This is a genomic window from Chryseolinea soli (assembly GCF_003589925.1).
In the GTDB taxonomy this organism is placed as follows: domain Bacteria; phylum Bacteroidota; class Bacteroidia; order Cytophagales; family Cyclobacteriaceae; genus Chryseolinea; species Chryseolinea soli.
In genome coordinates this window covers 418,886-439,451 of the sequence record NZ_CP032382.1, presented here as the reverse complement: position 1 = coordinate 439,451, position 20,566 = coordinate 418,886, and the positions used below count along the sequence as shown (strand labels likewise).

The window sequence follows — 20,566 nt, the reverse complement described above, 5'->3', positions numbered from 1 at the left end:
CGTTAGGCGATGTTGAAAAACTAATTCCTGTTTTTTCTTTTTTTGCTGCGATCTGGTTACGGTGATGTTTCGCATCACACGGCAAGATTTTTGAATCTTCAGTAACCCGATTTGCGGCAAACTTCTCAAATGCAGACCTGATCAGCATCTTGTTGTCTGTTATTCTCGTATTAAACTGTATTTTACTTTCGTTTTGATCACGTTTAGATCTGCTGTTCAGAGTAGATCTGGTTTGTAAAAAAAAAGAAGAGACAATTCCTAAATATTAAATTCTACGGATATGAAATGGTATTCTGTCATCAGCTTGGCTACGGTTGCCTTTATCGGTGTTACCAGTTTTACGTACGATGAGCCCATCGACAATGCGATACCTTATCCGGAAGGATATAGAAGGTGGACGCACATTAAATCAGGCATTGTTGGCCCGGAACATCCCAACGTAAAATATCGCGGTTTCAATCACGTGTATGCAAACGACAAAGCCTTTCAAGGGTATGAGTCCGGAATTTTTCCGGAAGGATCGGTAATTGTTTTTGATGTGATCGAAGCGGCTACAAACGACCACTACACTGCCGAAACAAAGCGAAATCATATTGATGTCATGGTGAAAGATGCTGCTAAATTTGCGACCACCGGGGGCTGGGGCTACGCTCAGTTTGAAGCAGACGGTTCGGCAAGAATACTAACGGCCGAGACGACAACAAAATGCTACCAGTGTCACCTGAAGCAAAGCGATCACGTGTTCAGCGAGTTTAGAAAGTGAAAGCCTCAGAAAGGATAGCCAATGGCAATGTTGATCGTTGGATCCCAGAATTGAATGTTGGTGGCCCACCGTTCTCCCGCCGGCAGGTAAGGCGTACGCAAGGTGTAGGCAAAATCAAGACGGGCCACGATGAAATCGAAGTCCCATCGCAATCCCCATCCTGAACTAACGGCAATGTCTTGCAGAAAAGTGTCGAGGTGAAAAGCACCGTGGGGCCGTGCCTCGTCGTCGTTGAATAACCAAATGTTGCCTGCATCCATGAAGAGTGCGCCCTTGAGTTTTCCGGAAAGATCAAACCTGTATTCTAAGTTTCCTTCCAGCCGGATGTCGCCTGTCAAATCAGTGTATCCGGTGGGTGGTGCTTCGCTTCCGGGTCCCACCGATCGCGCCACAAACGAGCGCAAGCTGTTGGTTCCCCCCACATAAAATTGTTTGATATACGGCATGGTGGTTGAATTGCCTACGGGCACCCCCACGCCCACAATAAAGCGCGTAACAAGTTTTGAGCGTTGATTGAAATTAAAGCTATAGCGCAAGTCGACGCGCGTGCGGATATATTGGGAAAAGGGTACGCCTAATAATATATATCTCCCCAAGGAATCCTTGGAGGCCTTTGATGCGGAGTAGATGCCATTGAGCAGGTTGCCGGCCATGTCGATGCCGGCTCTTAAAAAGAGATTGTTGCGTCCGTGGGAAGGGTTGTAGGTGAATTCATATCCGGACCCCACCATAAATTGTTCATCAAAGCTTCTTTGCACGCCGGGATTTTCGGCCAGGTAGTCCATGAACGCCTCCGATTTTGAAGACTCCGGAACGGTAGTAAAAATAACTTCGAGCGGATGAAGGGAATGGGTGATGCGATCCTTCTGGCTCCACAAGTAGCCAAAGTTTATGAAAACGGAATTCATGCGATAAAGATCCAGCCGGTTAAAGAGATTGTATCCGGCGGAGGCGTTGGTTTTGGGCAAACGTTTTTCGCCCAGGCCAAATAAAAATCCGGGATAAAATCGGGGTACGATATAGTTGAACTCCAGCCCTAGCTCATAGGCGGGATTAACGTTGCCCTGTGAGATCTGCACTTCGAACCGGCCCCTCAGATTTATCTTCAACATTTCGGCGCCCTTGTTCAGGTTGCGGTCGGTGTAACTGAAGATGATCCCGGGGCCAAAGTAATTGGTGGAGCGGAAGACGGTATTAAATTCCGCGCTGTAAGCCAATCGTTTTCGTTGCGTGAGATAGACGGTAGCATCGAGTTCGCCTTTCCGGCCACGCGGCACGAACTTCATATTGGCATTCCGGATGATGGGGAGTTCATTCAGGTAGCGTACGGAGTGCAAGTAGTTGGAGCTGGTATAAAGCTCGCCCGGCTTGAGGAAGATCCCGTTTTGAAGCGCTTTAAAAGTAAGGTCGTTGTTTTGAGAGATCAAAAAATAGTTTCCGACTTGAAGTGTATCCGTGGCGGCATTCTCGCGCACATGGTCGGCATGGATATAGACGTTCCGGATCGTATAGGGTATTCTGGATTCGGGTGGTGTTTCAGGCTTCACGGTCACCTCGGCACGAATGTCGTGATCGCCTGTTACCGTGTCGGCTTTTATGGAAATAAAATCGGCGTTAAAAAAGATGTAGCCATTTTCCTTTAAGCTTTCATCAATCCGGAGTCTTTCATTTTTTGCCGTTTCTAAGGAGTAGATGTCTCCTCTCTTCAGCAACGAAGCGGTGCGTGAGGCTTGTATTTTTTGTGTGAGATCATTGACCGGTTTTGGAAAGGCAATGGAATCAAACCGGTAGGGTGTATGGAGCGTGATGGTATATTGATACGCTGCTTTTCGTTGACCTATCATTAAGGTATCGAATGTAACGGTGTTGTTGAAGTATCCATTGTGGAAGATCCTGTTTTGAAGGGCCGCGGAAACCTGGCCGGGTTTTGTTTGTGAGAGCAGTACGGGTGCCGTGATTTTATTCTTCCAAAACTTCCGGGTTCTCCCGGAATCCGACAGCATATTGTACCGGGCCAACGCCGGTCGCATCCACAGGAATTTCGTGTTGGGTTCGGGTCTCGGCACATCGGCAACGCGGGGCAGCATTTTTTTTCGCTCGGATGCGGGGCCGACAACTTTTATGCTATGCCCGGTATAGAGCGGATCATGTGGCGAAATATTTTTCATCCCGCTGCAACTTGCCAAAGCGGGCACAAGAATCAGGATCCATCGATATGTTGTTGGCCTGGTCATTTATCCTCGTCCTTAGGCTTCTTATTGAATTCCCGAATGAAAATCAAGGATATCCCCGTGTTCTTCACTTCCTGATAAATGATATCGAATGTTTCGTTGTTAAAGAGTTTTAACTTCTTATTTCCGTTTCCGGTGAGGTCGTAGATGATCGCAATATCACCTCTGAAATTTTTATCGCCGGTGTTGGCACCGGATTGATCCTGGTTGATATTAAAATCGCCACCGATCTCAAACGACAACCGCTCATTCATCATACGCTTCGTTACCCGGAAATCCATCGCGGTTTGTGTCTTACCGCCCGGTGCGGTGTAGTCGCTATACGATTGTATGCCGACATCAATGTCGACCCCCTTGATATAGCGACTGGCAAAACGGTTGAGCTGGTTGGAAAGCAAACTGTTTACACTGTTGGATAAAGCGGTGGTGGCCACATTTTGACTGATGTCGGCACCGCTGGTTTCGGGTATGAATCCACCCAAGACCAGGATCCCAAAAACTTGTTTGTTCAGTTCCGATTGAAATTCGGGCTGCTTCAAACGGTCCAGCTTCGTAGCCAACACCGGATAATTGACTTTATCTTCTTGGGGCAGATCTAAGGAAAAGGATACCAATGGTTTTTTGATCGTCCCTTTTATGGTGATGCCAACTTCGTAAGGCAAAGGCCTTTTGTAGATCGATTGTTCGCTTTCGCCAATTTCATTTCCGATGAGACCGATGGAAGACGATCGGATCGTGTGCACGGCCCTTATATCCAAGTCCCCATTCTCCGGGCTTCCGCTCCAGGTGATGGTAGATCCCGGAACCAGGCTAAAATTCTTTTTTGCCAGCTCATAAAAGGACACACGATAAACACCTTTTTTTATAGCATAACTTCCCGAGAGACGAATGTTGCCGGTTCGGTCATAGTCCATTTCCAGATTTCCTCCTCCCGAAGCTTCAATGAAATCGCCCGACTGCGGGTCGATAACCACGCGGAGGGTGGCGTTATCCTCGATCTTGACCGTTGAATTTAAATTGAAGTCGGGGAGCGTGGCGATGAGTGAATCATAAAAAGCTGGAGATTGTCCGCTGGAGGTGCCGTCGGTGAGCAGGGCGGGATCAATAAAGTCGACAATGCCGTTGCTGGTGAGCAGCTTGATTTCGTTTGTCGTGGATTGAAAAATGAGAGATGTTTTGTCCTTGATCGTAACATCCGCTTTCACATACGTATCTTTTTCAGTACCCGTCAATTTCATGTCGCTGGCAACGACCAACAACCCCCTTAACGGGCGGTCGACAGAATCACGGTTGTTAAGAAGGGCGTAGTCGTCCGTATGCAGTTGCAGGTCGTATCGAAGCGATCGATAATCTTTTGAAACGATCGAACCGTTGACGGTGAGGGGATGATGTTGCTGGTCATAGACTTTAAAATCTTTAAATACGATCACCGAATCATCCAGCGCGATGACGTCGTCCTGAACCAGGAACGTGAGCCTCGGATTGGACGTGGTGAAGACCGCATCCGGGAACCGAAGATGCCCGTCGATGTCCGGTTTTTGAATCGAGCCACCGATCGTTGCTTCACCTTTCACAGCGCCCCGCATTTGGTCGATGATGCCCGACAACAGGAAGCCAAATATTTCAAGGTTATGAATGTCTACCAACATGGAGGCATTCACCTTATCGCTTCCGAACTGGTATTGCCCGCGGATGTCGATCTTGTTGGCTTCATTGGTGAGCAGGAATTCGAAGGGAACATGCGTTTTGTCGCTGACGGCCGTTGCCTCGATCGTCAAGGGCTTGGAATTGAAAAGGCGAAGGCTGTCCACGTTGGCCTTTAGGTTTATTTGCTGGCCTTGGATGTATGAAATAGTGGCATTCAGACGACCTTGGTTGATGATGGTGGAATCTCCAGCGAGTATGGTGTTTAGGGTTTTAAGATCCAGATTAGTAAGCGCGAGATTAAAAGCCTGGAGATTTCCGTCGCCCCGGATCTGCATGGTGTTGCGACTGATCATGAAATTCTGAAACACCACATTTCCGTTTTCAATGTAAACGGGATTTCTGTGGTCCATGGAGTAGTCGTTGCCAAATGCCCAAAGGTTGTCGGGATACAAAACAATGCCGTGGCCGGATCGCGAAACCCGCGAACGGAATGCCAGTGTCACGGAAGAGTCGTTTGATAGACGCAGTTGGGTGATGGCGGTGTCCTGTTTTGCGAGCATGTCAAAATCCACATCACCGATCGCTGCGTTTTCATAATACAAGTTCCGGGCATTCAAATGGAGGGTTTGGTTGTCGCGAAGAAAGTGAAGCGTGGTAGACAACGTGTCGATCGATGCGCCATAGCCTTTAAATTTTCCCGAGGAGGCTTGGAGTGTGGTGGCTTGTTTTTGCTCATCATATTCCCCGGCCACGGTCAGCGACGAAAAATCGTCGATAGCGATGCCCAGGAGTGAAAGGAGACTGGCTTTTTGTAGCTGAAGATCAAAGCGGACCATCCTGTCTTTCGTGGGACGATAGTTTGAAGTGTCAGAATTTAAAATGGTCTTTGACCAGACCTGCAGGATATCGGACGATTTGCGGATATCGTAGTTTGCAGCCAGGCTGCCCTTGCCGTCGTCTGAAAAATATTCGACGCGACTAGCCGTTGGTGAAATCATCACCTGGGTGGCCAACGTGTCTAACGAATAGTCCAGGGTGTGATTTTTAAATAAGATCCGGTTGCCTTTCAGCTCTCCTTCCAGGATCGATTGATCGATTTTTAGCTTGGCGTTGAAGTCTCCTGAAACCGACAGCGTGCTGTCGCCGTGCAAGAGCCTGCCGAGACGAAAACTATCCAGTTGAATATGATTTACGGTAGTCAACGGACCGGCATATAAAATTTCGGAAGTAATTTTTGCGCGGTAGCTTGTGTCGGCGACGGTGAGGAAGGTGACGGCTCCCGATCGTTTGAGTTTGCTCTGAAAGGCTATTTTGTGAATAGGCTCTTCCTCAATTTCAACATAGTCGACCAATCCCTTTACATCGATATCCGGATCGCGGCCCACCACCCCGCCGGCATGCATCGATAAACTGGTGGCACCAAGCCACGGCATGTCTATAAAATTTCCACCGATCACCCTTCGCCCCGTGAGGTTCATGTCGACTTTTACATCGTTCGTCCGAAGCGATGCGAAACCTTCTGTGTTTACATTGCCCCATGACGAGTAGAGCTTTCCGTCTACAAACATTTTCTCCGCGTTCCCAGAGCTTGCCACGTTGACATCGATGCGCGGCGGCAGTTTCATGGACGGAAGAAAAGGAACTAGTGTTTTCTCTAGGTCCGGACCTATGGAGGCATTGATCGTAACATCGTTCCAGCGCAGCTTTTTATAATCCCGGACATTGTGTGCCATGCCTTTTGCCTGAAGCTGACTGTCTTTTGTTTTCAAGCCGATCATTTTGACGTCGCCTTTTCCGTTGACATAATTTCCTTCAAGCATCAACTCAACGGCACCCCAGTGGGCAAAATGATTCAAGAGCGAATCGCTCATAAAATAGCGCAGCGCATTAGGATCCACTCGTGCCCGTGCCTTGCATTCTAAATGATCATCACGAAGCGAGCTATCAGACCATCCTTTAAATTCTGCCTGGAGATCATTATCGTTCGAGCCCACATGAAGACCGGAGAGCGCCAATGTGTTGTGATTCAGTCGCACGGTTGAGCTGGCCTGCGTGAGCGAAAACCCAGGGAACTGGGAAGCGACCGATGTAATAACCGCCGCGAGGGTGTCTTCACGAACGAGAATGTTTGCGAGGTCGCCCGTGATGTGCGTTAACTCAATATGCGCGGGATCAAATTTTGGGGTATGCACGAGTTGACCTTTGTGAAAGGAGAAATCATTGTCCTTCATCTCGATCGCTGTGATGGCCAAATTTATATTTAGTCCAAGGCCCGGAGCGAGCGAAAAGACTTGCCCGGTCGTATCGTGCGGGCTAGCGATAGCTTGTTGTGCAGTGGACAGCACGCTCACCGCCGTGTGTTGAAGCAAAGCATGATCGGCCGTGATCGCATTTGGATCATTAGTGAATACGAGATGCCTGATGGTAAATGTTCCGAGGTCCGTGGTAACCGTTGTGCCGTTAACGATAGATGAATAGAAAACAGAAATGTTCTCCAGGGTAATACTATTAAATTGAAGCTCAAGATGTTTTGGACTATCGCTTTTGTTCGTCGGTTGAAAGGCATCCAGTATGGCCTGAATATTCCAGCCGTCTTCGCGCTCAACGAATTGACCGCGCACACCGGATAGGCGTATCGTTTCAAAAATGTAATGACCTAAAAGAAGGTCAATGCTATTGGATGTGATCTGAATTTTTTTGGCAATGAGGATCTTATCGTTGTCCGCTCCCCATACCGTGAGGTCCTCTACACCAATATCGCCCAGCAGCGAAAATTCAAGGCGCTCAATCTCTACACGGGTGTGAAGCTTGGAAGATAAATAGTCGGAGATGAAAGGAGTGACGAGACGTTGTATAGGGGGAAGGTGAAGAAGGACGATGGCGATCAATAGGAATGCGAGCAAGCCGGATATCGCTTTTGCTGAGAATTTTAAAGCTCGTAAAAGCGTGCTCCGCGCAAGCATCAATTTGCATTTTGATTTTTTTGACGCGTCATCGTATTTCAAGTTACCGTAACCATTTTTGGTGTCGAATGTATATCCGACCCCACTGTGGTATCTGCGCTCGCGGAAGTGCGAATAAACGGTTCCCTAAACGCCGGCTTCACCCAAGCCGGCCTGTTTAAAAACTATTTCAATCCCTTATAATAAGCACATGCGGTTTTCATTACACAATCTGCATGTTTGGGATTGGTGGGGCGGCAGGTTTCTCTTCCCAGGAAGGAGATGGCCATGCCTACTTCGCCCCAGGTTTTGGGATCCAACACCTCCATCATTTGTTTTTCTATTTTTTTCGGATCGGTGCCCGTAGCAATGCCCAGGCGCGGAGCTACTCTCACCACGTGAAGGTCGACAATGATCCCTTCTGCTTTCAAACCCGACTCGCGCATGATCACGTTGGCCGACTTCCTGCCAATGCCCGGGAGGGCGGTCAGCTCGTCCAATGTTCTGGGAATGTTTTTATCTTCTTTGAGCTGGGCCGCAATGGCCAGCAACCATTTTGTCTTGTTTCCAAAGTTGCGCACTTTGCCGATGAGGGGATACAGCGAGGTGTCGTCGGCTTTGGACAGCGCTTTCATGTCGGGAAAGGCTTTGAAAAAATCGGGCGCAATTTTGTTTATGTGCGCGTCGGAGTCTTGCGCGGAAAGCACCACCATCACGAGTAGCTCATACGTGTTGTGATACTCCAGGGGGTGTTTCTTTCCTTTGTATTTTTTTAACAGGGGTTGGATTTCTTTTTGCCAATCGACGGCTGCCATGTCTTTTTTTCTTTTTGGTGAAATAAAGATAGGGATTTTAAGAGGCGGGTGAAAGGAATCGGGAGTTTCTGCGAAAAGATACTTTTTGCGTCTAGCCCCGGATCTGGAGCGGGAGATGCTCAACCGTCGCTATTTCTAACTTTCTTTTGCCACAATTCTCTGATCGTCAGTAACGCTTTTGCTTTTTGTTCCGTTACTAAACGGATCGCTACTTGTAAATCTACAGAACAAAACAACGCATGATGCAACTGACAGAATTAATAGACACGATCACCGCAGGCTTTGAAAAGACACGTGTTCAGGAAAAGGACGGGGATTACTTCTTTTTCTATGGGTCGGAAGAGAAATTTCCTTTTGCGACCATTGTTACCAGTGATAACGAATACGACCATGTCTCCAACCTGAATCGGGGAGGACTCTTTCGTCTGAACATCGGTATTGACAAAGGCACATTTGCCGCGATGTTTGGATCGATACCGGCTAAGGCCGGTATCGGTGGGTATCTCGATTCTGGGATCGACTTTACAGAAAAGAACAAATTGTTTCCTCATCCGGTATATGGAAGTATGTATTGGGTCAGCATCATCAATCCGGAAAGGGAGACGTATGCGCAATTGAACGCCCTGCTTTCCCATTCCTATCAAAAGGCTGTGGGCCGCCAGCGGGAAGTCTAGACGGGATGAAACCCATGAAGGACAGCGTGCCGTTCGAGCAAAAAGGGGGGGCAACGCGTCATTCATCGGGGGAATTCCTTTTTAATGAGCTCCTGTTCTTCAATGGTTAACTGAACTTTCGCAAGGTCGACGAGCGTCCTTTGCTGGAGATCGACGTCATTCATCAGGAATGCCAGGTCCGCTTTTACATGAAGTGCCCTGGCAAAATCAGTTGACTTTTCATCCTGAGCTTTGCGCAGTCCATTATTTATTACTTTGAACGACGCCGGGTAATCAAGTTTTAAATCCCTGAGCCGGATCGCCAGGGCCAGGGACTTCTGCAGGGGAGTCAATTCTTTCCGGTCAGCATTCGTATAAACTTCATGGTCCTCGCCACCACGTTTGATAAAGATCACGGCATTGTGGGATGGGTCGATGACCGTAAACCGAGTCTGGCCGGGCTTCATACGTGAAATGCGCGGAACGCCGGCGGAAAGCACTTTGCCATAGAATTGCTTTAGCCGTTGCGTAAACGCTGCATGTATCGATTCTACGTCGGTAACGATCATCAGGCAGGTAACACCGGTTGCCGAGTCTTTTGCGCCTTGGAAATGAATCTCATAGTCGCCTCGCTTCATAACGCCATACTGGTAGGGACTCTTTTGTGAATAGGTTTTTGTAAACCCAAGGTTCTCCCAAAATAGAAATGTTTGCTCCAGGGGGCCACAATTAAGAACAGGAATGGGTAACCATTCCCTTGGCTTCATTTGCATGATCTTTTTTTGCAAACATAGCGCAGGGTAAAGTCAATTTCGTTTTACATACTTCTTTGTATGTAAAGCACGGCAACGAAAACTTATGAATACATTTAGGGATGGCAGACTTCAAATATCAAGGGCGTATCTATTATACTCCAATAGAGTTAACCATGACGTTTATCGGAGGCACTTGGAAAATGCCCATCATATTGTCGCTGCGCAAAGGTGCGCTCCGATACGGTGAGTTAAAAAAAGCGATTCCGCATATCACGGATAAAATGTTATTCTCCCAATTGAGGGCGTTGGAAGAAACGGGAATGATTGACCGGAAAATTTATAAAGAGAAGCCGCCACGTGTCGTCTACAAACTTACCCCACTGGGGAAGCGATCATTAAAAGTAATCGATTCATTGCATAGGTTTGGCAAGCACTTGATAAAACAGAAGTCTATAACGGTGCCAAAATAGTGAACGTCGGAAAGTAGCCGTAACGATCGCTCTACACTACTGTTTTGGCTAAACTTCCGGATTCGTCTTCAGCGATTCGCCCCACCAAAATAAAAGAAGCCGCTCTTGTGGAGCGGCTTCTTTACCTAACCTAAACCTAAAACTACTGTAAAACTATTCTTGACCGGCCGGCTTCGAGCACGGCGTAGTCTTTGAGATCCTGATATGTCTTGGGGTCTAGCGCCAGCGTGGCGGGACCGGAATTTTCGGGGTTGAAGTTGCCTTCGTTGGCCCACCATTTTTTGGCGTTTTCGCGCGCCGAGCTTTTGTCTACTTGTTCGAAAAGGTTGATGCAGGAATCGGAGATCATCCAGGGTTTTTCGATGCTGCTATATTTTTCGAAGATCATGTTGCGCATTTGGGTGCCGCTGGACTGGTTCTTGAAGTGCGACACCGTGTACGACATGGTTTCGGGTTCGGTCATCACCATATCCCAGTATTTCTTTGAAGTCACTACCTGGGCCGTTGTGAGCATGAAGCCAAAGCCCTCTTCGATGGGTTCTTTGGTGATGGGACACTTCGCCTTTAGTGTCGTCTTTTTCTTTTTGCCGAGAAGTTTATCCAGGAATGCCATAACTTATATTCGTTTAGTTTCGGTTCACGTTTCTTTCCAATAGATACTCACCGAGGGGTGAATAGTTGCATATTAGACTGATAATTCTTATAAAATGTTACAAAAGGCGATTTTTGGCCTAATTTGGGCCCTCTCGCTCTCCAAAATCAGGCGCACTGTACGATTCTGTACGCAGCGATGTCCGGTTATGACTTCGTTGTGGGTTTCGCCTTTTCTGCCGGTTTGGTCTTGTGGAATTTCTCGTATTGCGTGAGGAATTCGTCCAGTTTTTCGACCGGGATCTTTTTGCCGATGATCATTTTCTTATCGTCGATCACATACAACGAGGGCGTAGTGATGGCGTCGTAGAGGTCGCCGTAAGGTCCCACGTACGTACGCGGTCCGTTGACGGTGATCCAGGGCATTTTCATTTCTTTGATGTAGTCGCGCATTTTTGCCATAGACGTGTCGGCGCTCACGGCATATACTTCAAGGTTGTATTTTTTTAGTTTATAGAAGTCCACCAGCTTGGGCGTTTCTTCGCGGCAGTGGCCACAGTCGGGATCGAAGATGAAGAGGATAGTGTATTTGTTCTTGATGTCATACATCGACTTCGGCTTGAAGTTGCTGTCCTGCATGATGAGGTTAGGCGCTTTGCGGCCCACGAGGCTTTTGCGCAGCCGGTCGGCGTGGTCTTTCAGGTCTTTCTTGGTCTTGGCGTTGATCCAGAAGTCCATTTCGCCGGAGCCAAAATATTTGTCAAACACGTTCACATACACTTCGTCGAGGCCCATGATCTCGGGTTGCTGATATTTCATGAGGAGGATGAAGCTGATGTATTTGTAGGTTTCCTTGTTGCTCTTGGCCTTGTCTACCATCGGGCCGATGGCCTTGGTGAGGGTGTCGGGGTTGGGAGCGTAGAGTTTTTCGAGGTATTCGTATACTTTGTCGCGATACAACGGTCGCGGCATGCGGAGCAGGGCACTGTCGGCCAGGTCGAAGTTGTCGAAGAAGTGCTGGCGATACCAGCGCAGTTGGAAGGTGGAGTCGATGGTGCCGTCGGACTTCTTGGGGGCGTCGGGCACTTTGAGGATTTGGCTGGTTTTGAGGACGGTGGCCGTGATGGTGCCGGGGTATTTTTTGATGACATCCATTTGATAGGCCGTCACCTTGTCGTTCACTTTGTTGAACGCTTCACGGGCGGTGGTCTTCTTGTCGGGGGCCAGTGTGCTGTCCTGGAGCACTTTGAGGAAGGGCTCGGCTTCGTGATGGCGGTCCATGTTGAAGAGCATGTTCTCGAAGAAGAGCTTGTTGTCCACATCGCCCGTCACCTTCATGTTCTTCACGTAGTCGTCCGTGCTGGTGACCATGCTGAAGTGCTGGTCTTTGCCGATGGCCAATTCCATGACCTTCATTTTATTGAGGACCAGGAAGTAGACGCCGCGTTCGAGTTTCTTTTTGCCTTCGAACACGAACTCGCCCTTGCTGTTCACTTTGGCGGTGTCCTTGATATAGGTGCTTTCGCCAAAATAGTTGCCCAGGTACATGGTCGTGTCCTTGAGGCCGGCGACCTGGAATTTTATCTGGTAGCCGCCCTGGCCCAGGGCCAGCGTGGACAAGAAAAGACAGGTAATGAAAACGGTGAGGCGCATAATCGTGTGTTTCGGTGCCAAATTTCAATAATTTATGGATACCATTCAATGCATTCATGCCCAATGACCACCGCAAGTAATCCCTGTTAACAACTTTTTAACAGGCCCATCCCGGCCAGGGATCGTAGTGGAAAGCCCGAAGTGCGCAGGTCTGGAGCGCGGACGGACTTGTAGCGGAGAGCCCGACCCGAGGTACGAGGGGGGCCGCCAAAGCTTTTGGGGTCGTCGCTTTTCGGTCGGGCCGGATCGCTTTTGGTGGTAAAATTCAAAGTTTCGGCCGTGATCATTCGCGTTTCCGGGCGCAATCCTCTAAACTTGAAGTCGGAACCCAAGGCCTCAGTTTAAACGATCTCCATGTCGCTTGTCATACAAAACCTCACGAAAATTTATGGCGAACAGAAAGCCATCAACAACATCTCGTTCACGGTGCAAACGGGCGAGATCGTGGGTTTTTTGGGACCAAACGGAGCCGGAAAGTCGTCGACCATGAAAATCGCCACCTGCTACCTGCCTCCAACCTCGGGACGTGTGCTGGTGGGGGGATTCGACGTGGTGGAACAACCCATGCAGGTGAAGCAGATCACGGGTTATTTGCCCGAACACAACCCGCTGTACCTGGACCTCTACGTGCACGAGTATCTGTCCTTCATCGGCGGTCTGTATGGACTGCGCGGCGCGCGACTGAAGGACCGCACGAGAGAGATGATCGAACTTTGCGGCCTCACCAACGAGCAAAACAAAAGAATAGAAACCCTGTCGAAAGGCTATCGCCAGCGGGTAGGACTGGCCCAGGCGTTGTTGCACGACCCCAAGGTGCTGATCCTGGATGAGCCCACGTCGGGACTGGACCCCAACCAACTGGTGGAGATCCGCAAGCTGATCAAAGACATTAGCCGCAACAAGACCGTGATCTTCTCCACCCACATCATGCAGGAAGTGCAGGCCCTCTGCGACCGCGTGGTGGTGATCAACAAAGGCGAACTGGTGGCCGACGACACGCTGACCAACCTGCTGCGCCGCGACGGCAAGGGCACCATGCTGCTGGCCGAATTTGAAGGGAATGTGACGGCTGAGCAATTGAGCGCGCTCAAAGGCGTGCGCCAGGTGACCGTGGTGGAAGGTTTCAAATTCAGGATCGCCACCGACGGCGAGACCGACCTGCGCCCGGAAATATTCCGTTTTGCGGCAGACAATAATTTATCGCTCATCGGGTTGAAGCAGGAGGAAAGCTCGCTGGAGAACATCTTCCGGGAGCTGACGGCCCAGGATCCTACTATGCCATAAGGAAATAAAATCTATTTTTGCGCCACGACCCCCGCGGTATGCTTCAGGTACTCTCAAAGGAATTTAACAGCTTTCTCAATTCGCTCATCGCCTACGTGGTGATCGGTGTGTTTTTGCTGAGCATGGGATTGCTCGTGTGGGTGTTCCCCGAAACGTCGGTGCTTGACTATGGCTATGCCGATATGGAAACGCTGTTCAGCGTGGGCCCCTATGTGTTTGTGTTCCTGGTGCCGGCCATTACTATGCGCAGTTTTGCGGAAGAAAAGAAAGCCGGCACGATGGAGCTGTTGTTCACCAAACCACTGACCGATTGGGATATTCTGTTGGGGAAATATTTTGCCAGCCTGCTGCTGGTATGGTTCGCGTTGATCCCGACGCTGGTGTATTACTATTCTATTTATCGCCTGGGCAATCCCGTGGGCAACGTCGACACGGCGGGGGTGATGGGTTCCTATATCGGGCTGGCCTTGCTGGCGGCCGTGTTTTGTGCGGTGGGTATTTTTGCTTCCTGCATTACGCCTAACCAGATCGTTGCGTTTATCGTGGCGGCCTTCCTCAGCTTCCTGTTGTTTTCGGGTTTTGACTCGTTGTCGACGTTGGAGTTTTGGTCGGCCAATGCCTTGCGGGTAAAGCAACTGGGGTTGCTGTTTCATTACGACTCCCTGAGCCGCGGGTTGATCGACGCGCGCGATGTCGTGTATTTTATCAGCGTGATCTTCCTCATGCTGTCCGTTACCAAACTAATCCTGGGCAGCAGACAATGGTGAACTGGAAAAGTAGAAAGCTGGGCGATGTGCTGTGGTTTGCCAACGGCGTGGTGGCATTGGTGCTGATCAACCTCCTGGTGTCGCAATATTTTTTTCGCTTGGATCTGACCGAGGAGAAACGCTACAGTATAAAACCGCAGACCAGGGAGATCCTGAACACGCTGGAAGACGAAGTGTATGTGGAGATCTTTTTGTCGGGGGATTTGAATGCGGGCTTTACGCGTTTTCAGAAAGCGATACAGGAAACATTAGAAGAGTTCCGGATCTACTCGCACAATAAAATAAAATACCGCGTCACCGATCCTGGTGTGGCGTTGAGCGACAAGGCCCGGCAGGAATACATGGCCGACCTGGCCGCCCGCGGCATACAACCCACCAATGTGATCGACAATAAGAATGGCCAGCGCGTGGAGAAGATCATTTTCCCCGGCGTGGTGATCTCCTATGGCGGACGCGAGAAGGGCGTGATGTTGTTGAAGGGAAACAAGGCGGCAACGCCGGAGGAGGAGATCAATCAGTCGATTGAAGGCATTGAGTATGAAGTGGCCAGCGCCATCCACGAGCTTACCAACGAAGATAGAAAGCGAATTGGTTTTGTGACGGGTCACGGTGAGCTGGACTCTGTGCACGTGGCCAGCCTGAAGAGCGCATTGCGTGAAGCGTATGATGTGGGACGGGTGAGACTTGATCAATCACAGTCGTTGCAAAATATAGACGTGTTGGTGATCGCCAAACCGACATCAACCTTTTCAACCCTGGATAAATTTGCGCTGGATCAATACATCATGCGGGGCGGCAAGGTGATGTTTCTCATCGACCGGCTGAACGCCAGCATGGACAGCGCTTCGAGCGAAAATTATTTTGCGTTGCCTTATGATCTGGGGCTGGATGACCAATTGTTCAAATACGGCGTTCGCATCAATCCCGATCTCGTACTGGACCGCACGTGCGGCTTGTACCCGATCATTACCGGACAAGTAGGGGGGAAACCACAGGTGCAATTGATGGAGTGGCCCTTCTTTCCGTTGTTGAACCGCTATGCGACGCATCCGGTTACACGCAACCTTGACGCGGTCGTAACGAAGTTCGTGAGCAGCATCGACACGGTGAAAGCCTCCGGCATCCGGAAAACTTCGTTGATGACCACCTCGCCCTATTCGAGAAAGTTCACCGCGCCGGTGAAAGTGAGCGTGAACGAACTGCGAAAGAATGTGAGACCGGAAGATTTCTCGGACGGCGATGTTGCCGTTGGTTATTTGCTGGAAGGAAAATTTACCTCCCTCTACAAAAACCGTTTGCTCCCCGAGGGTGCTTCGGAACAGGGATTCAAAGCCGATGGCGTGCCCACGAAACTGATAGTGATTGGCGACGGCGACCTGGCGCGCAACGACATCAACCCACGCACGCGCCAGCTCCAGGCGTTGGGATTCGACCCGTTCACAAACCAAACCTTCGCCAACCGCGACTTTCTGATGAACGCCGTGACCTACCTGGCCGAGGACGACGGCTTGATCCAGGCCCGCAACAAGCGGGTGACGATCCGGCCTTTGGATAAAACAAAAGTGACCGCGGAGCGCACAAAGTGGCAGATGGTGAACCTCGTGGTTCCCATCTTGCTTTTGATCGCCTATGGCGTTTTTCGGGCGTATTGGAGAAAGAAGAAATTTGCCAAGTTCTAGCGATGCAGGAAAAAAGAAATAAACGGCTGTTGATCCTGTTGGTGGTGCTTGTGGCGACCACCGCAGCCACCGCATGGCTGACCAGAGAAGAGCGCACGTTCGAGGTGGACAAGAATCTCTTCAAAGGCTACGACCTGAAGACCATCGATGAGGTGACGCTCACGTCTAAAACCGGCACGGTACAATTGAAATACAATGGCAGCCGCTGGAAAGTGAACGATCGCTACGATGCCGACCGCAACATGATCGAAGTGCTGCTGGCCACGCTGTTGCAAGCGGAACCCAAACGACCGGTGGCAGCAGCATTGAAAGATTCCGTGAGCGCTTTGGTGAAAGACCGGGGGGTGAAGATCGCGTTACAGGCCGGGGGAAAACCGGTGGAGACGTTTTATTCGGGTGGCATCCAAGCCAAAAATCAAACCTATTTCAGCAAGGAGAACGGCGAGCCTTACCTGGTGACCATTCCAGGCTACCGCGTTTATGTGGCGGGAATTTTTGAATTGCCCGAAGGTGGCTGGCGCAACAAGTTTGTGTTTGGCTTTAACTGGCGCAATTTCCAGCGCCTGGAAACGGAGTTCCCTTCGAAGCCTTCCGATAATTTTGCCGTGGCGTTACAAGACCGCTTTTTTACGGTCCAGGGCCTTTCGCAGGCCGATACCACGAAACTGAACAACTATCTGGACGCCGTTTCGCTTTTGACCGTCGACGAGTTTGTGCCCGCTACCAGTGCGCTGAACAGTCTTGCGCAAACGCCGGCGGCGATGACCGTGCGGGTGAAGGACATTGGCAAGAAGGAATACGTTTTGAGCCTCTATGCGCCACGTACTGCACGCGGGCCGTTCCGGGGGTTGATCGATGGGCAACAGTGGGCGTTAATCGCTGAGGATAAGGTGATTCCCATTTTCCTACCCCGCCATTTCTTTGGGAAATAGTACCGATTTCGAAGCACCCTTTTTGACCCAAAAGGGCGGTTTTATTTTTCGGTTTTCTTTCTAACTTTACCCCGCTTTAAAAACCAACCACTCTTTCGAATGAAGTTTATTGTAAACTCTGCTTACCTGCTTAAGCAACTCTCCAATATTAACGGCGTGATCACCACCAACCCCGTAGTGCCGATCCTTGAAAATTTCCTTTTCGAGCTGGAGAAAGGCGGCCTGACGGTGACGGCTTCGGACTTGCAGACGTCTATGATCACCGAACTTCAGGTTGAATCCAAAGAAAAAGGCAGCATTGCCGTGCCCGCCCGCATCTTGCTGGATACCCTCAAAAACCTCCCCGAACAGCCCGTTACGTTCTCGATCGATGAGTCTACCTACAGCGTAGAGATCATCTCCGACAACGGCCGCTATAAACTTTCCGGCGAAAACGCCACCGACTTCCCCAAAGTGCCCTCCGTGTCGAACGACTTCACGGCCGAGATCAGCACCGAAGTGCTGGCGCGCGCGGTGAACAACACCATCTTTGCTACCAGCAACGACGAGCTCCGCCCCGCCATGACCGGCGTGTATGTGAACCTCGGCGAAAAGAATACAACCTTCGTAGCCACCGACGGCCACCGCCTGGTGCGCTACAGAAGAACGGATGTTAAATCCGAGAATGGCAACTCCATCATCATTCCCCGCAAGGCCTTGAACTTGTTGAAAGCCACGTTGCCATCGGAGAACACGGAAGTGAGCCTCAACTTCAACATGTCGAATGCCTACTTCAAGTTTGGCAACATCAAAATGATCTGCCGCCTCATCGACGAGCGTTTCCCGGACTACGACAACGTGATCCCTACGGTGAACAACATTAAGATGACCATCGAGCGCAGCGACCTGTTGGGTGCCTTGAAACGTATTTCCATCTACGCCAATAAGACCACGCACCAGGTGCGTTTGAAAATAACCGGCAGCGAACTGCAGATCTCCGCAGAGGATTTGGACTTCTCTAACGAAGCCAACGAACGCCTTAGCTGCGAACACGAAGGCGAAGACATCGAGATCGGCTTCAACGCCAAGTTCCTCATCGAAATGCTCACCAATATGGATTCCGACAAGATCAAACTGACCATGTCGGCCCCGAACAAAGCAGGTGTGATCCTTCCGGCAGAAAAAGACGCCAGCGAAGACATCCTCATGCTGGTGATGCCGGTGATGCTGAACCAGTACGTATAAGCACCTAACCTGCTTGCTATAGTTATGAAACGTTGCATGGCTTTGATTGTCCTGCTCAGCGTATGTGCCACCGCACAGGCTCAGTATTACCGCGCCCTCGGCGCGGCCCAGAGCACAGCTGTAGTAAGTCCCCTGGTTCAAAAAAATACGAAGCGCATCCTCTATGAAGCGAGCAAGCCTCCGGGCTTGCGCATGCGCGGCGCCGGAACGATCATGACCATTTGCGGCGGCGGCCTCATCATTGCCGGAGCGATCATCGCGGCCAACGCAGATCCCAATTCAGGTCAAACCTATGTAAATTCCAACGGATCGACCTACACCGACGGCGAAGTGGATCAAGCGATGGGCGTGCTCGGTATCGTGGCCGGAGTAGGTCTCACGGTTCCCGGTGTGATCCTCTGGACCAAAGGAAACAAGAAATACCAACGCTACCTCGAAACGCAAACTGCATTTAACTTTACAAAGAACGGCGTGGGGTTGACGTATCGATTCTAGTACGTCCTGTCAATCAGAAACATTTGATTTGAAATGCTGAAAGCCTCGTCGAAAATGTTCGGCGAGTTTTTTTTGTTATGCGACGATGGCGCCGCGTTTGCCCAACTCGATCACTTCCATGTTCTGCACTTTCCCGGCAGTGATCTCAAACCGCACAATAGTTTTCACCAAATGAAATCCATGCTGGCCCGCAGCCCCCGGGTTGACATAAAGCATGTTGTTGTATTTGGGGTCGCGTTTGATGCGCAGGATGTGGGAGTGGCCGCAGATGAAGACATCGGGTGGATCGGCGTTTAGAAATTTCTTGACGCGTGGATTATAATTCGGTGGCGCGCCGCCGATGTGTGTCATCCAAACTTTTACACCTTCGATGGTGGTGCGCATGTCTTCGGGATAGTCGGCCTGCAAAACTTTGTCGTCGACATTGCCAAAAACGGCGCGCACGGGTTTGAACGCCTCCAGTTGCTCGATCACCGCACGATCGCCGATGTCGCCGGCATGCCAGACTTCATCACAATCCTTGAAATACGAAAAGACCTTGGGGTCGAGATAATTGTGTGTGTCCGAGAGCAGACCGATTTTCATGTCGCTAAAATAATATTTGCCCGATAAATGCCGCAGCGGTGTGAGTCGTCTTGGTCGTTGGACCATGATCTTTTTAACAAAGCAACTTGAGCTATTCAACAAAACAAGAGGGCGACCCCCGGCCATACCTTTGTCTCAACAAAAAAACAAAATCATGACAAAAGTTTGGTTTATCACCGGCAGCGCCCGTGGATTGGGACGCAGCCTGACAGAAGCCGTACTGGCCCACGGCGACAAAGTGGCCGCCACCGCCAGAGACCCGAAGCAATTGAACGACCTGGTCGAAAAATATCCGGGAAAGATCATCGCCCTAAAGCTGGACGTGACCAGGCGCGAAGAGATCCGCAATGCCGTAGCCGAAACCATCGGGCTTTTCGGACGGATCGATGTGCTGGTGAACAACGCCGGTGTGGGCATTGTCGGCGCCACAGAAGCGTTTACCGACGAACAGGTGCGCAGTCAACTGGATATAAATCTATACGCGCCCATCGAAGTGTCGCGTGCCATACTGCCGCACATGCGCAAGCAACGGTCGGGAAGAATTTTGCAGATCAGTTCGGTTGGCGGACGTGTGGCCGGTTCGGGATTGAGCATGTACCAGACCGCCAAGTTTGGCTTAGGAGGATTTAGCGAAGCGTTGGCCAAGGAAGTGGCGCCGCTCGGCATCCGGGTCACCAGCGTGGAACCGGGTGGCTTCCGGACGGATTGGGCTGGAGCCTCCATGAGCTTTGCTCCATCCATAGAAGGCTATGAAAATACAGTGGACCGGGCGCGTAGCTTTTTGACGAGCGGTAGCTTCGTACCCATGGGCGACCCCGACAAAGCCGCCCAAGCCTTGATCGACCTTGTCGACCATCCCGAACCTCCCGTGCACTTGGTGTTGGGAAGTGAAGCGGCCGGCATTGTAAAGTCCGGCGAGGAATTGCGCAGGGCGGAATTTGAAAAATGGCTTCCCGTAACCGTTTCCACCGATGCCGACGACGCGGTGAACTTCCTGGAAACAGAAGCTGGTAGGACATTGATGAACTTAAAGGCCATCGATAAACGTTAGGGACTTTATACCGCAGAGGCGCCAAGATC

17 protein-coding genes are annotated in these 20,566 nt (G+C 50.4%); 10 read left to right on the top strand and 7 right to left on the bottom strand.

All coding sequences use genetic code 11. From position 1 onward, the window contains the following. Positions 1-280 precede the first annotated feature (280 nt). Positions 281-763 (top strand): cytochrome P460 family protein, encoded by a 483-nt coding sequence (locus D4L85_RS01640; RefSeq protein ID WP_119752684.1) that lies wholly within the window; start codon positions 281-283, stop codon positions 761-763. Between the two features lie 5 nt (positions 764-768). Here the strand turns inward: D4L85_RS01640 and tamL are convergent, their stop codons facing one another. The 3 genes from tamL to D4L85_RS01625 form a co-directional block, all read right to left on the bottom strand. Beyond that, on the bottom strand, positions 769-2,931 hold the full coding sequence (gene tamL, locus D4L85_RS01635) for a translocation and assembly module lipoprotein TamL (protein ID WP_160143479.1): 2,163 nt from the start codon (positions 2,929-2,931) through the stop codon (positions 769-771). A 62-nt stretch (positions 2,932-2,993) separates the two neighbouring features. Continuing rightward, positions 2,994-7,544 carry a translocation/assembly module TamB domain-containing protein gene (locus D4L85_RS01630; RefSeq protein WP_160143478.1) on the bottom strand — a complete coding sequence of 1,517 codons (4,551 nt, stop codon included), beginning with the start codon at positions 7,542-7,544 and terminating at the stop codon, positions 2,994-2,996. 224 nt (positions 7,545-7,768) lie between these two features. Further along, positions 7,769-8,398, bottom strand: a complete 630-nt coding sequence (locus tag D4L85_RS01625) for an endonuclease III domain-containing protein (protein WP_119752681.1) — start codon at positions 8,396-8,398, stop codon at positions 7,769-7,771. A gap of 239 nt (positions 8,399-8,637) precedes the next feature. Between D4L85_RS01625 and D4L85_RS01620 the strand changes: the two genes are divergently transcribed. Next, on the top strand, positions 8,638-9,072 hold the full coding sequence (locus D4L85_RS01620) for a DUF6194 family protein (protein ID WP_119752680.1): 435 nt from the start codon (positions 8,638-8,640) through the stop codon (positions 9,070-9,072). Positions 9,073-9,134: 62 nt separating this feature from the next. On the opposite strand, the gene D4L85_RS01615 is transcribed toward D4L85_RS01620, so the two are convergent. Then, positions 9,135-9,818, bottom strand: coding sequence for a VOC family protein (locus D4L85_RS01615; protein WP_160143477.1), 684 nt, complete (start codon positions 9,816-9,818; stop codon positions 9,135-9,137). A 107-nt stretch (positions 9,819-9,925) separates the two neighbouring features. Between D4L85_RS01615 and D4L85_RS01610 the strand changes: the two genes are divergently transcribed. Continuing rightward, positions 9,926-10,276: a winged helix-turn-helix transcriptional regulator gene (locus D4L85_RS01610; RefSeq protein ID WP_119752678.1), complete on the top strand. Its 351-nt coding sequence runs from the start codon at positions 9,926-9,928 to the stop codon at positions 10,274-10,276. A gap of 142 nt (positions 10,277-10,418) precedes the next feature. On the opposite strand, the gene D4L85_RS01605 is transcribed toward D4L85_RS01610, so the two are convergent. After that, entirely contained in the window at positions 10,419-10,889 is a 471-nt protein-coding gene (locus D4L85_RS01605) for a hypothetical protein (protein ID WP_119752677.1), read from the bottom strand. A 185-nt stretch (positions 10,890-11,074) separates the two neighbouring features. Then, the gene (locus D4L85_RS01600; protein ID WP_119752676.1) at positions 11,075-12,520 is read right to left on the bottom strand and encodes a redoxin domain-containing protein; all 1,446 of its coding nucleotides are present in this window, start codon (positions 12,518-12,520) and stop codon (positions 11,075-11,077) included. Positions 12,521-12,874: 354 nt separating this feature from the next. Here D4L85_RS01600 and gldA point away from each other — a divergent pair, with 354 nt between their 5' ends. The 6 genes from gldA to D4L85_RS01565 all read left to right on the top strand — a co-directional run bounded on the left by gldA (position 12,875) and on the right by D4L85_RS01565 (position 18,901). Next, positions 12,875-13,804, top strand: coding sequence for a gliding motility-associated ABC transporter ATP-binding subunit GldA (gene gldA, locus D4L85_RS01590; RefSeq protein ID WP_119752674.1), 930 nt, complete (start codon positions 12,875-12,877; stop codon positions 13,802-13,804). A gap of 38 nt (positions 13,805-13,842) precedes the next feature. Further along, the gene (gldF, locus tag D4L85_RS01585) at positions 13,843-14,571 is read left to right on the top strand and encodes a gliding motility-associated ABC transporter permease subunit GldF (RefSeq protein ID WP_119752673.1); all 729 of its coding nucleotides are present in this window, start codon (positions 13,843-13,845) and stop codon (positions 14,569-14,571) included. Continuing rightward, positions 14,565-16,250 carry a gliding motility-associated ABC transporter substrate-binding protein GldG gene (gldG, locus tag D4L85_RS01580; RefSeq protein WP_119752672.1) on the top strand — a complete coding sequence of 562 codons (1,686 nt, stop codon included), beginning with the start codon at positions 14,565-14,567 and terminating at the stop codon, positions 16,248-16,250. Before gldF ends, gldG begins: the two co-directional genes overlap by 7 nt. A gap of 2 nt (positions 16,251-16,252) precedes the next feature. Beyond that, positions 16,253-17,182, top strand: coding sequence for a DUF4340 domain-containing protein (locus D4L85_RS01575; protein ID WP_119752671.1), 930 nt, complete (start codon positions 16,253-16,255; stop codon positions 17,180-17,182). Between the two features lie 99 nt (positions 17,183-17,281). Beyond that, on the top strand, positions 17,282-18,406 hold the full coding sequence (gene dnaN / locus D4L85_RS01570) for a DNA polymerase III subunit beta (RefSeq protein ID WP_119752670.1): 1,125 nt from the start codon (positions 17,282-17,284) through the stop codon (positions 18,404-18,406). Between the two features lie 36 nt (positions 18,407-18,442). Then, the gene (locus tag D4L85_RS01565; RefSeq protein WP_119752669.1) at positions 18,443-18,901 is read left to right on the top strand and encodes a hypothetical protein; all 459 of its coding nucleotides are present in this window, start codon (positions 18,443-18,445) and stop codon (positions 18,899-18,901) included. A gap of 75 nt (positions 18,902-18,976) precedes the next feature. Here the strand turns inward: D4L85_RS01565 and D4L85_RS01560 are convergent, their stop codons facing one another. Further along, complete coding sequence (locus tag D4L85_RS01560) at positions 18,977-19,486, bottom strand: metallophosphoesterase family protein (protein WP_119752668.1); 510 nt, start codon at positions 19,484-19,486, stop codon at positions 18,977-18,979. 154 nt (positions 19,487-19,640) lie between these two features. Between D4L85_RS01560 and D4L85_RS01555 the strand changes: the two genes are divergently transcribed. Further along, complete coding sequence (locus D4L85_RS01555; RefSeq protein WP_119752667.1) at positions 19,641-20,537, top strand: oxidoreductase; 897 nt, start codon at positions 19,641-19,643, stop codon at positions 20,535-20,537. The last annotated feature ends 29 nt before the right edge of the window (positions 20,538-20,566 follow it).